This is a genomic window from Leucobacter iarius (assembly GCF_039530105.1).
Lineage (GTDB): Bacteria > Actinomycetota > Actinomycetes > Actinomycetales > Microbacteriaceae > Leucobacter > Leucobacter iarius.
On sequence record NZ_BAAAOB010000001.1, the window covers coordinates 65922 to 77906 of the forward strand.

The window sequence follows — 11985 nt, forward strand, 5'->3', positions numbered from 1 at the left end:
GGCCCTACTGGAGCCGCTTGCGGATCCACGCCGAGGCGAGGTCCACGACCACGATGAGGATGAGCACCATGATCAGGTAGGTGAGCATCTGGTCGAACTGGAAGGTCTTGATCGACTTGTTGATGAGCAGCCCGATGCCGCCGGCGCCGACGAGGCCGAGCACGAGCGAGGAGCGCACGTTGACGTCGAAGCGGTAGAGCAGCAGACCGGTCAGCTGGGGCAGCACCGTCGGGATGGTGGCGTTCGCGACGACCTGGAACCGGTTCGCGCCGGCGGTGCCGAGCGCCTGCTCGGGGCCGGGATCGACCTCCTCCATCGCCTCCGACCAGAGCTTGCCCATGACGCCGGTGTTGTGGCAGATGAGGGCGAGCACGCCCGCGAAGGGGCCGAGGCCGACCGCGGTCACGAAGATGAGGGCGAACACGATGTCGGGCACGGCGCGGAAGAACGACAGGATCGCGCGGGCGACCTGGTAGACGAAGGCGTTGGGCGCGGTGGTGCGCGCTCCGAACACCGCGAGCAGCAGCGCGAACGGCACGGAGACCGTGGTGCCGAGCAGGCCGACCCAGAGGGTCTGCAGCACGCCCTGGATGCCGTCGCTGAGCACCTCGGGGCTGAGGTCGGGCGGGAACGCCTCGGCGATGAACCGGCCCATGCCCTGCGCGCCCGAGACGAGCGAGTCGAGACGGAAGTCGGTGCTCTCGAAGGCGATCCAGTGCAGGGCGACGAGGATCAGGATCCCGACGGTCCACGAAGTGGCGCGCATGGGCGCCTTCGCGTCGCGCGGGACGGGCAGGCGGCGCGGGGACCGGGCGTCCGGCTCGGCGCCGGCGTCGGCAGCGGTATCGATGGTTGCGGTCACGAGGGATCCCTTACACGTAGAGGGCGGCGAGCGCCGCGTCGTCGATGTCGTCGATGGGCGCGTCGAACGCCAGATTGCCGTCGCGCAGCCCGATCACGCGGTGCGCGTACTTGCGGGCGAGATGGGGCTGGTGCAGCACCGCGGCGACTCCGAGGTTCTCCTCGACCGCGAGCTCGTGCAGCAGGGCCATCACGTCGTCCGCGGCGCGCGGGTCGAGCGCCGAGACGGGCTCGTCGGCGAGCAGGATCCGGGGGCGCTGGCAGAGCGCGCGGGCGATCGCCACGCGCTGCTGCTGACCGCCTGACAGGCTGCCCGCGCGGTCGTGGGCCCGATCGGCGAGGCCGACGCGGTCGAGGCAGGCCATCGCCTCCTCCTTGAGCTCCGTGCCGAACAGCGGAGGGACGGAGCGCAGGGTGGCGAGGCGCGCGAAGCCGCCGGCGCAGACGTTCTGCAGCACGGTGCGGCGACCCACCAGGTGGATCTTCTGGAACACGGTCGCGGCCGAGCGCCGGGCCTCCGACCGGCGCGCACCGCTGGCCTCGGTGAGGCGGACCCCGGAGATCTCGATGTCCCCGGAGTCCGCCTCGATGAGACCGTTCACCGCTCGGAGGGTGGTCGACTTCCCGGAGCCGTTGGCCCCGAGGAACGCCACGACCTCACCGGCGTGCACCTGCATGCTCATATCGCGCAGCACGACGCGGTCGCCGAAGCTCTTGGAGATCTTGCGAACGTCCAGAAGGACCTCGCGAGCGGTGTCGGTGGTCATCGGATCAGACGTCCTTCTCGGTGAGGCCCATGGTCTTGGCCAGGTCGAACAGCGGCTGGTAGGTCTCCTTGGTGACCTCGATCATGGGGCCCGCGGGATCCACGTCGAGGAACTTGCCGACCTCGGCCACGTCCTTCGGGTCGAGCTCGAGGAACGCCTTCTTCACGGCGTCCTGGAACTCCTGGGGAGCGTCGCTGCGGACGGTGATCGGGTCGTTCGGGATCGGGTTCGACTTCCAGACCTGGCGGAACTTGCTCTCGTCGAACTTGCCCTCGGACTTGGCGCTCTCGAGCGTCTGCGAGTTGATCTCGGCCGCGTCGACGGTGCCGTTGACGAGCGCGAGGAGCGCCTCCGGGTGGCCGCCGGCGTAGTCGGAGCGGACCTCCTTGTCGATGCCGGCGTCCTTCAGCGCCGACATCGGGAACGCGTCGCCCGAGGTCGAGCCGGGGCTACCGAGCGCCAGGGTGTGGCCCTTGAGGTCGTCGAGGGTCTTGACCGGGGAGTCCTTCTTGACCCAGATGCCCGCGGTGTAGGTAGTGGGCTTGCCCTCGGAATCACCGAAGGAGACGAGCGGCACGGCCTTGGCGCGCTCGCTGGCGAACACGAAGCCGAGCGGGCCGAACTCGGCCACGTCGAGCTTGCCGTTCTCCATCGCGAGCACCTCGGCCGCATAGTCCTCGGTGATGACGACCTCGACCGGGCAGTCGAGCTTCTTCTCGAGGGCCTTGGCCAGGGTCTTGTAGGCGGGCTCGAGGCGGCTCGGATCCTCGTAGGGGAGGATTCCGAATTTGATCTTTCCGTTGGGGCAGGTCACGTCCTTGCCCGCGGCGGCGGTACCGGATGCGGCCGACGAGCAGCCGGTGAGCCCGAGGGCGAGCAGCGCCGCGGCGGATGCGGCGATGGCGAGGGACTTTCTCACGGTGATTCTCCTGTGTGTGGTGAGGGTGGGTGTGAGGTGTGCGTGGGTGGAGCGGGCCGGTGAAAACTGAGGGGCTGCGGCTAGAAGCCGGAGACCACGCGCTCTCCGAGCGCGAGGCCGACGGTCATGCCGACTCCGGTGGTGACGGCGACCGCGGTGACGCCGTCGATCGGGCTCTCGACGAGGAGGTCCTGGCGGGCGCTCGTGGCGTAGACGCCCTGCCAGCGCTCGAGCACGTCGAAGTCGGCGCCCGAGCCGAGGCCGAGCACGCGCGCGGCCTCGTCGAGCAGGATCCGACTCCAGCGCTCGTGCATGAACGGCGGTGCGCTGTCGAAGTCCTCGTGGGAGTCGCCGACGAGCAGTGTGCCGTCCTGCTGCTGGGTGAACATGACGTTGGCGCCGATCTCGAGCAGCTCGGGCCGGTCCCGCAGGATCTCGGCGCGCAGCGCCTCCGCCGCCGGACCCGCGAACGCCCCGTACCGGAGCATCGAGGTGCCCGTGAGCACGGCCGGTCCGAGCGCGAGCCCTGCCGGAGCGACGACGCGGGTCATCTGGAGCGCGCACTCGCGGACCTCGCCGGTCTCGGCGGTCCCGGGCAGCAGGCGACCGAGCAGGTGCCCCGCGGCGACCACGATGCGGTCGGCGCGGATCGCTCCGCGGCTCGTCGTGAGCACCCCGGTCTCGACGGCGGTCGCGGTCGTCGCGAACCGCACCTCGCCGCGCTCGTGGGCATCGACCCAGGCCGCGATCCGGGCGACCGCGGTGCGGGGGTTCGCAGTGAGATCGTTCGGCAGCAGCAGTCCGGCGACGGGCTCGGCGGCGGAACCCGCGGTCCCGAGCACGCGGCCGGCGGCCTCGCCGGTGAGCAGTTCGGAGGGCATCGCGGTGTCGCGCGCGGCCAGGTCCTCGAGCACTGCGGCCTCGGCCGCGCTGCGCGCCACCGCGAGGGTGCCCGAGACGCGGGCCTCGAGCCCCGCCCGTTCGATCAGCCCGAGCCAGATCTCGCGGGCCCGCACGGCGAGCTCGCCGATCTCGCCGGCCTGCACCGAGACGCAGGCGTGACCGAAGTTGCGGACGCTCGCGGTCACGGCGGCGGAGTCCTGCTCCACCACGGTCACGCGGTGGCCGGCGTCGAGCGCGGCCACCGCGTGAGCGAGGCCGACGATCCCGGCGCCGACGATCGCGACGTGGAGCGGTGAGGGTCGAGGTGTCATGGCAACGAGGATGCGGCGCGGCAAGTAGTCATGACAACTCGAAACGGGTGAGTTCGCGGAGTGTTCACCGCCGTTCAGGTTTCGCATCGATCCGGCTACCAACTGTTCACTTCACGGGCTTCGGGAGCCCTCCAAACCAGTCTTGACAACTTGTACGCTGCTGACATGACCGAGACGAAGCCGCTGCACGCACAGCTGTACGATGCGATGATCGAGCGCATCCGTACGGGCGAGTGGGTGCAGGGAGAACGCGTTCCGAGCGAGAAGTCGCTCATCGCCGAGTTCGGCACCTCGCGGGGGCCGGTGCGGCAGGCCCTCGCCGCGCTCCGCGCGGAGGGCATGATCGTCGGCGGCCGCGGCGCTCCGCCCCGCGTCCAGCGTCTCGTCCCCTCGCAGTCGTTCGAGACCTTCCTCTCGTTCACCGAGTGGGCCAACCACCTGGGCTACGTGCCGGGGCAGCAGGTCATCGAGGCGGCGAGGCGGCCGGCGACCGAGGAGATCGCGCGCGACCTGCAGCTGACCGAGGGCGATCCGGTCGTCGAGATCGTGCGGCTCCGCCTGCTCGACGGCAAGCCGGCGATGCTCGAACGCTCGCTGTTCCCGTTCTGGGTCGGCAAGCACCTGCTCACCGCCGACCTCGACCGCGGCAGCATCTACCAGCACCTCAGCGCGCTCTACATCACCCCGGTGCGCGCGCGGCACACGATCGACGCCGTCGCCGCGCACCAGCTCGACGCGGAGTGGCTCGGCGTCGTGCCCGGCAACCCCCTGCTGCGCGCGCGCCGCATCGCGTTCGACGCGCACGGCGCGCTCATCGAGGTCGCCGACGATCGTTACCTGCCGAGCATGGCCACCTTCGTGATCGAGAACTCGGCCGCGCACCGCACCCCCATCACGCGCGAGCCGGTCGGCTCGTCGCCCGAACCCCGCGAGCCGGTACGGCCGGCCAGCCTCATCAAGGAGCACGCATGATCACCCTCGCCGCATTCGACATGGCCGGCACCACCATCGACGACCGCGGAGCCGTGTACCGCGCGCTCGAGCAGGCGGTGACCGAGACCGGTGCGACCGTCGCTCCCGCCGATCTGCAGACCTGGATGGGCACCGAGAAGCGGGCCGCCATCACGGCGCTCGTCGGGCTCGGCGGCGGACGGGCGAGCGACGAGCTCGTCGACGCGGCGTTCGAGCGCTTCCGCGTGATCCTCGACGAGCTCTACACCGCCGAACCGCCGGTCGCGATGCCCGGCGTCCCCGAGGCGATCGACGAGCTGCGCGGCCGCGGGATCCGCGTCGCCCTCACCACCGGATTCTCGCGCGACGTGGCCGAGGGGATCCTGCAGCAGCTCGGCTGGGCGGTCGCGGGCACCGAAGCCGAGACCGAGGCGGAGCTCGTCATCGACGCGCTCGTGTGCGGCGACGAGGTCGCGCAGGGCCGCCCGGCGCCCTACATGATCCACCGCGCCATGGAGCGCACGGGCGTGCTCGACGTCGCGGGCGTCGTCGTCGCGGGCGACACCGCCGTTGACGTCCAGGCGGGAGCGAACTCCGGTGCGGCGATCACCATCGGCGTGCTGAGCGGCAAGCTCGACCGCGCCGCGTTCGCCGATCAGCCGTTCACCGAGCTGCTGGGCTCGGTCGCGGAGATCCCGGCGTACCTGGAGTCGCGCGTCTCCTGAGCCGACGCCGCCGCGCGGCCGCTACGACCGGGCGCGCGGCAGCGAGAACACGACGAGACTCAGCGCGATGAGCGCGATCCCGGCCCAGCCGAGTCCGCCCAGCCGTTCGCCGACCACCGCCCACGCGAGCACCGCGGCGACGGCGGGCTCGGCGAGCGTCAGCACGGTCGCGGTGCGGGCCGGCACCGTGCGGAGCCCGGCGCCGAACGCGAGGTAGCCGAGGAACATCGGCACGATCGCCATGTAGGCGCCGACCGCGAGATCGCGCGGATCCTGCAGGAACGGTCCGCCCGTCGCGGCGAGCACGGGCAGCAGCAGGATCCCGCCGATCCCGAACACGGCGCCCATCGCGGAGCGCGAGCCGCAACCGGCGGCCATGAGCCGCCGGGCGGCCCACGTGTAGACGGCGTACGCGAGACCCGCGAGCAGCGCGAGCGCGACGCCGAGCATCGAGGATCCGCCGGCTCCGCCGTGCCCGCCGAACGCGAGCAGCACCGTGCCCGCGATCCCGAGCCCGGCGCCCGCGAACCAGCGCGCGTCGAGCGGCGTGCGGTCGATCGCACGCTCGAGGATCGCGGCGAAGATCGGACCCGATGCGAGCGCGACCACCGTCCCCACCGCGACGCCGGCGAGGTGCATCCCCGCGTAGAAGGCGAGCGGGTAGACGGCGACCGCGAGCGCGCCGACCCCGATCAGAACGGGGTGCCCTCGCAGCAGCACGCGGTCCCGACGCAGCTGGGGTCCCGCGATGAGCGCCTGCAGCAGGCCGCCGAGGCCCATGGCCGCTGCGCCGATGGCGAGCGGTCCCGCGTGCGGGGCGAAGGTCGCCGCAGTGCCGGTGGTGCCCCACAGGATCGCGGCGACGAGCACGAGCAGTGATCCGCTCCTCGACGCCCCTGCCATGCGCTCATGCTAGCGGCGCATGCGGCGCGTCACGCGACGGAGTGAGCCCGTTCCGTCTGCAGCACCTCGGGTGCGATGGCCTGCGTGGCGAGGCTGGGGTGGGCGTGCACGAGGATCGGCAGGTGGTCCGAGGTGCCGCGGTTCAGGGTGCGCACCCGGTCGATGTCGAAGCCCGCCGACGTCGCGAAGTCGAAGTGCCCGCGGAACACCTTGTACCGGGTGTAGGTGCGCTTGTCGCTGATCGAGAGCTCGTAGCCGGCCTCGCGCATCTCGGCGTCGAGCCGGTTCTGGAACACCGGGTAGTTGAAGTCGCCCACCATGAGCGCGGGCAGTCCCGGCCCGAGCTGGCGCAGCTGGTCGAGCGATGCGTGGATCTGCGCACGGCGCAGGGAGTTGAGCGCCGTGAGCGGAGCCGCGTGGAACGAGGCGACCACGAGGTCCCGGCCCGTTCCCCGGTCGTGCAGACGCACCCCGAGGAGGCGCTCGTGCGCGGGAGCCAGCACGCGGTCGTGCAGCGATTTCTTGAGCTCGTACGTGTGCGCGGCCTGCACGTGCAGCTGCTCGTCGCGCACGTACATGGCGAGTCCGAGCCGGTTGCGCTCGGTGGCGTGCACGAGGCGCAGTGCGCCGCCCGGGGCGTCGAGCCGCGCGGGCAGGGTGACGGCATCGGCCTCCTGCAGGCAGAGCACGTCGGGTCCGTGGTCGGAGGCGAGCGACTCGAGTTCGCGCACCGCGCGGTTCTTGCGCAGGTTGTAGCTGATGATCTTCACGCTCACCCCATTCGGTTCGACGCCGCCAGCCTATGCCCGTCCGCCTATGCCCCGGCCGAGTTTCCCCGCTTTTCCTCAGGCGGACGGCCACGGGTCACGCGAGATCGAGGATCGCCGCCTCGCGCTCGAGGGCTTCGCGCACCGCCGCGAGCGCGGGGTGCCCGCCGGAGGCCGCCCGTGCCGCGGTGAAGATGGTGCGGTGCGGATCCCCCGCGAGGCCCAGGAGCCTGAGCCCCGGCCGCTCCGCGCCGGCGTCGGCGCCGAAACCCGGGCCGACGTGCACGAGCCCCGGCAGCAGGGCGACCGCGTTGCCCGACTCGATGAGGCGCACGTGCGCCTGCAGGTCGGCGGTCTCGGAGCGCACATCGGGTTCGAAGCCGGCGGCCCGGCAAGCCTGCTCCGCCCAGTGCCGCGAGGCCGCGCCGCGCGGCTCCATCACCCAGGGCAGGTCCGCGGCGTCGGCGAGGGTGCGGACGCGGTCGAACGCCTCGCCGCCGGCGCCGACCGCGGGCAGGGCGAGCCGGATCCGGTCGCTCGTGAGCGGCTGCCGGTCAAGCCCCGCGAAGTGCGGGGCGGCGTGCCCCGGATACTGCTCGGCGACGACGAGGTCGAAGCCGCGCGCCCAGGTCTCGCGCAGCGCCTGCTCCGGCTCGTACTGCACCATCTCGACGCGCAGCTGCGGGTGCTCGGTGCGGAGGCGGCGCAGCGCCTGCGGCATGATCGCGAGCACCGCGGTCTGGAACACCGCGACGCGGATGCTGCCCGAGACCTCGGGGAGGCCGCGGTGCAGGGCGGCTTCGGCGCGTTCGAGACCCGCGAGCAGCCCCTCGGTGTCGCCGACGAGCGCTTCGGCAGCTGCGGTGAGCTCGAGGGTCCGTCCCGCCTTGCGCAGCAGCGGGACGCCGGCCTCGCGCTCCAGGATCGCGAGCTGCTGGGACACCGCCGAGGGCGTGTAGTTGAGGGCCTCGGCGACGGCCGCGACCGTGCCGCGGGCCGAGAGCTCCCAGAGCAGTCGGAGGCGTTTCATGTCGAGCATCGGGGCGGAATCCAATCCATCAGTTCTGCTTCATATTATTGCTCAGAAAGAATCGCTTTTCTTCATGCTTGAACCGCGGGAAACTGACCCCATCAGCACGAGGCCGTGCATCCCAGCATCGAAGAAAGACCAGACGTGACCACGACCCAGAGCACCCGCACCGGGAGCCCCACCGTTCGCCCGCAGGACCTCGCCGACGACGCCATCGCGCTCGTCCAGCGCTGGCTGCGCGAAGCCGCCGAGATCCCGGCCGACGCCTCGGCCGCCCGCCTCGCCGGCGTGCTCCGCGACCCGAACGGCCTCGACTTCACCGTCGGCTTCGTGGACGGCGTCGTCCGCCCCGAGGATCTGGGCGCCGCGGCGAAGAAGCTGAACGAGCTCACGCCGCTCACCCCCAAGTTCCTGCCCGCCGCGCTGCGCGGGGCCATCGGCCTCGGCGGCGCCTTCGCGAAGCCCCTGCCCGGCGTGGTCGTGCCGATCGCCCGCCGCGTACTGCGCGAGATGGTCAGCCACCTCATCATCGACGCGAGCGACGCCAAGCTCGGCCCGGCCATCGCGAAGATCAAGCGCGACGGGGTCAAACTCAACATCAACCTGCTCGGCGAGGCGATCCTCGGCCAGCACGAGGCGGAGCGCCGCCTCGAGGGCACCCACAAGCTGCTCGCGCGCGACGACGTGGACTACGTCTCGATCAAGGTCTCCTCCACCGTCGCCCCGCACAACCACTGGGCGTTCGACGAGGCCGTCGCGCACATCGAGGATCAGCTCCTCCCCCTCTACCAGCGCGCCGCGGCTGCGAGCCCGAACAAGTTCATCAACCTCGACATGGAGGAGTACAAGGACCTCGACCTCACCCTCGCGGTGTTCACGGGGATCCTCGACCGCCCCGAGTTCAAGACCCTCGAGGCCGGCATCGTGCTGCAGGCCTACCTGCCCGACGCCCTCGGCGCGATGATGCAGCTCCAGGAATGGGCCGCGAAGCGGGTCGCCGACGGCGGCGCACCCGTCAAGGTGCGCATCGTCAAGGGCGCGAACCTGCCGATGGAGCACGTCGACGCCGCGATCCACGGCTGGCCCACCGCCACCTGGGGTTCGAAGCAGCAGAGCGACACCAGCTACAAGGCCGTGATCGACTACGCCCTCGACCCCGAGCGCGTGCGCAATGTGCGGATCGGCGTCGCCGGTCACAACCTCTTCGACGTGGCCCTCGCCTGGCTGCTCGCGAAGGCGCGCGGCGCCGAGAGCGGCGTCGAATTCGAGATGCTGCTCGGTATGGCCACCGGCCAGGCCGAGGCCGTCAAGCGCGAGGTCGGCTCGCTGCTGCTCTACACCCCCGTCGTGCACCCGCAGGAGTTCGACGTGGCGATCGCCTACCTGATCCGCCGCCTCGAGGAGGGCGCGAGCCAGGAGAACTTCATGTCGGCCGTCTTCGAGCTGAACGACAGTGCGCAGCTGTTCGCCCGCGAGCAGGATCGCTTCCTCGCGTCGCTCGCCGACCTCGCCGCGATCACGGGCGACGGCACCGTCGAGAGCTACGCGGTCCCGCCCGCCAATCGGCAGCAGGATCGCCGCGCCTACGACGCCGCCGGCTCCGAGGCGCGGGTCGAGGCGCGCGTGGCCGACGGCCGCGAGGGCCGCTTCGACAACGCACCCGACTCCGACCCCGATCTGCCCGGCAACCGGGTCTGGGGTCGCGAGATCTCCGAGCGCATGGTCGCGTCGACCCTCGGCTCCGAGCTCGTCGCGTCGTCGCGCATCACCGACGCGAAGACCCTCGACGAGACCATCGCGCGCGGCGTCGCGGCCGCCGACGCTTGGCAGGCGCTGGGCGCCGACGAGCGCGCCCGGATCCTGTACCGCGCCGGAGAGAAGCTCGAGGAGCGTCGCGCCGAACTGCTCGAGGTCATGGGCTCCGAGTGCGGCAAGACCCTCGACCAGGGCGATCCCGAGGTCTCCGAGGCCATCGACTTCGCGAACTACTACGCGATGCTCGGCCAGCAGCTCGACCTCGTCGACGGCGCGCAGTACCGCGCGCAGAAGCTCATCGCCGTGATCCCGCCGTGGAACTTCCCCGTCGCGATCCCGGCCGGCGGCACCCTCGCGGCGCTCGCGGCGGGCTCCTCCGTCATCATCAAGCCCGCGACCAACTCGGCCCGCTCGGGCGCCGTGATGATCGAGGCGCTGTGGGAGGCCGGCGTCCCGAAGGACGTGCTGCAGTTCGTGCAGTTCGGCGACCGCGAGCTCGGTTCGAAGCTCGTCGCCGATCCGCGCGTCGACCGCCTGATCCTGACCGGCGCCTACGAGACCGCGGTCGCGTTCCGCGAGCTGCGCCAGGATCTGCCGATCCTCGCCGAGACGAGCGGCAAGAACGCGATCATCGTGACCCCGAACGCCGACCTCGACCTCGCCGCGAAGGACGTCGCCCAGTCGGCCTTCGGCCACGCGGGCCAGAAGTGCTCGGCGGCATCGCTCGTGATCCTCGTCGGCTCCGTCGCCACGTCGAAGCGCTTCCGCGGGCAGCTGCTCGACGCGGTCCGTTCGCTCAAGGTCGGCACCCCCGAGAACCTCGAGACGCAGATGGGCACCATCATCACCGCGCCCTCGGGCAAGCTGCTGCGCGGCCTCACCCAGCTGGGCGCCGGCGAGACCTGGGCGATCACGCCCGAGCCGGTCGCGAGCGCCAGCCCCCTCTCGGTCGACCGCAACGGCGAGAACAAGCTGTGGAGCCCGGGCGTCCGCGAGGGCGTGAAGCGCGGATCCGAGTACCACCTGACCGAGTACTTCGGCCCGATCCTCGGCGTCATGACCGCGAAGACCCTCGACGAGGCGATCGACATGGTCAACGAGATCGACTACGGCCTCACCAGCGGTCTGCACTCCCTCGACCGCGACGACCTCGAGCTGTGGCTGCGCCGCATCCAGGCCGGCAACCTCTACGTCAACCGCGGCATCACCGGCGCGATCGTGCGCCGCCAGTCGTTCGGCGGCTGGAAGAAGTCGGCGATCGGCGCGGGCACCAAGGCCGGCGGCCCGAACTACCTGCACGGCCTCGGCTCCTGGATCGACGCCCCCGTCGAGTCCGAGCTGCGCGCGCCGCGCCGGGCGGCTGCTCCGCTGCTGCTCGCGGCCGAGCAGGCCGGCGTCGCCGGCGACGACCTCGCCTGGCTGCGCGCGGCGCTCGGTTCCGACGCCCGCGCCTGGGACGACGAGTTCGGCATCACCCGCGATGCCTCGCAGCTCGGCGTCGAGCGCAACGTGCTGCGCTACCTGCCGGTGCCCGTCACGGTCCGCGTGACCGACGATGCGCCGCTGCGCGAGACCGTGCGCGCGATCGCCGCGGGCCTCGCAGCCGGCGGCTCGCCCACGGTCAGCACCGAGGCCGCGCTGCCCGCGCAGGTCACCGCGGCCCTCGCCGCGGCGCGCGTGCCGGTGTTCGTCGAGGACGCGGCGGCGTGGACCCGCCGCGTCGCCGCGATCGCCGCGCAGGACGGCCCGCACGCCTCGGCACGGATCCGGATCGTCGCGGGCGAGTCCCGCGAAGCCGTGTCGGCCGCCGCGCACGCCGCGGCGAACGGCAAGCCCGACGTGGCGATCTACGACGGCCCCGTCGTGTCGGCCGGCCGCGTCGAGCTGCTGCCGCACCTGCACGAGCAGGCGGTCTCGATCACGGCGCACCGCTTCGGCACGCCGAACCACCTGTCGGACGGCCTGGTCTAGCACTGGGCGGGGGCGGGCCGATCCGAACGATTGGCCCGCCCCCGCGCTCTGCGCGTAGGCTCGGCACCAGCGCAGACCGTTCCGCACACGCGAGCCGCACGGCTCGACTCCGAGGAGGAGGC

The 11985-nt window shown here is 71.9% G+C and carries 10 protein-coding genes; 3 read left to right on the forward strand and 7 right to left on the reverse strand.

Translation table 11 applies throughout. The features are described from left to right. Window positions 1–4: 4 nt before the first annotated feature. The 4 genes from phnE to ABD169_RS00290 all read right to left on the reverse strand — a co-directional run bounded on the left by phnE (window position 5) and on the right by ABD169_RS00290 (window position 3761). On the reverse strand, window positions 5–862 hold the full coding sequence (phnE, locus tag ABD169_RS00275; protein WP_231580799.1) for a phosphonate ABC transporter, permease protein PhnE: 858 nt from the start codon (window positions 860–862) through the stop codon (window positions 5–7). Between the two features lie 10 nt (window positions 863–872). Beyond that, window positions 873–1628, reverse strand: coding sequence for a phosphonate ABC transporter ATP-binding protein (locus tag ABD169_RS00280; RefSeq protein ID WP_344027769.1), 756 nt, complete (start codon window positions 1626–1628; stop codon window positions 873–875). Between the two features lie 4 nt (window positions 1629–1632). Beyond that, window positions 1633–2547 (reverse strand): phosphate/phosphite/phosphonate ABC transporter substrate-binding protein, encoded by a 915-nt coding sequence (locus ABD169_RS00285; protein WP_197074142.1) that lies wholly within the window; start codon window positions 2545–2547, stop codon window positions 1633–1635. 80 nt (window positions 2548–2627) lie between these two features. Beyond that, complete coding sequence (locus ABD169_RS00290) at window positions 2628–3761, reverse strand: TIGR03364 family FAD-dependent oxidoreductase (protein ID WP_344027772.1); 1134 nt, start codon at window positions 3759–3761, stop codon at window positions 2628–2630. A 165-nt stretch (window positions 3762–3926) separates the two neighbouring features. Between ABD169_RS00290 and ABD169_RS00295 the strand changes: the two genes are divergently transcribed. Together ABD169_RS00295 and ABD169_RS00300 are read left to right on the forward strand one after the other, a co-directional pair. Further along, window positions 3927–4733 (forward strand): GntR family transcriptional regulator, encoded by an 807-nt coding sequence (locus ABD169_RS00295; RefSeq protein WP_344027775.1) that lies wholly within the window; start codon window positions 3927–3929, stop codon window positions 4731–4733. Further along, on the forward strand, window positions 4730–5437 hold the full coding sequence (locus tag ABD169_RS00300; protein WP_344027779.1) for a phosphonatase-like hydrolase: 708 nt from the start codon (window positions 4730–4732) through the stop codon (window positions 5435–5437). The genes ABD169_RS00295 and ABD169_RS00300 overlap by 4 nt, the downstream gene beginning before the upstream one ends. Before the next feature lie 21 nt (window positions 5438–5458). On the opposite strand, the gene ABD169_RS00305 is transcribed toward ABD169_RS00300, so the two are convergent. The 3 genes from ABD169_RS00305 to ABD169_RS00315 form a co-directional block, all read right to left on the reverse strand. Beyond that, a complete protein-coding gene (locus ABD169_RS00305; RefSeq protein WP_344027782.1) occupies window positions 5459–6340 on the reverse strand; it encodes a DMT family transporter in 882 nt (293 codons plus the stop codon). Between the two features lie 29 nt (window positions 6341–6369). Next, window positions 6370–7110: an endonuclease/exonuclease/phosphatase family protein gene (locus ABD169_RS00310; protein WP_344027785.1), complete on the reverse strand. Its 741-nt coding sequence runs from the start codon at window positions 7108–7110 to the stop codon at window positions 6370–6372. 94 nt (window positions 7111–7204) lie between these two features. Further along, window positions 7205–8146 (reverse strand): LysR family transcriptional regulator, encoded by a 942-nt coding sequence (locus ABD169_RS00315; protein ID WP_344027788.1) that lies wholly within the window; start codon window positions 8144–8146, stop codon window positions 7205–7207. A gap of 135 nt (window positions 8147–8281) precedes the next feature. Here ABD169_RS00315 and ABD169_RS00320 point away from each other — a divergent pair, with 135 nt between their 5' ends. Then, window positions 8282–11863, forward strand: coding sequence for a proline dehydrogenase family protein (locus ABD169_RS00320; RefSeq protein ID WP_344027791.1), 3582 nt, complete (start codon window positions 8282–8284; stop codon window positions 11861–11863). Window positions 11864–11985: the final 122 nt, after the last annotated feature.

Bases quoted from the DNA above. Each gene is read 5' to 3' on its own strand.
- ABD169_RS00305 (WP_344027782.1), bottom strand. From the start codon at position 6,340: ATGGCAGGGGCGTCGAGGAGCGGATCACTGCTCGTGCTCGTCGCCGCG.
- ABD169_RS00300 (WP_344027779.1), top strand. From the start codon at position 4,730: ATGATCACCCTCGCCGCATTCGACATGGCCGGCACCACCATCGACGAC.
- ABD169_RS00315 (WP_344027788.1), bottom strand. From the start codon at position 8,146: ATGCTCGACATGAAACGCCTCCGACTGCTCTGGGAGCTCTCGGCCCGC.
- ABD169_RS00280 (WP_344027769.1), bottom strand. From the start codon at position 1,628: ATGACCACCGACACCGCTCGCGAGGTCCTTCTGGACGTTCGCAAGATC.
- ABD169_RS00295 (WP_344027775.1), top strand. From the start codon at position 3,927: ATGACCGAGACGAAGCCGCTGCACGCACAGCTGTACGATGCGATGATC.
- ABD169_RS00290 (WP_344027772.1), bottom strand. From the start codon at position 3,761: ATGACACCTCGACCCTCACCGCTCCACGTCGCGATCGTCGGCGCCGGG.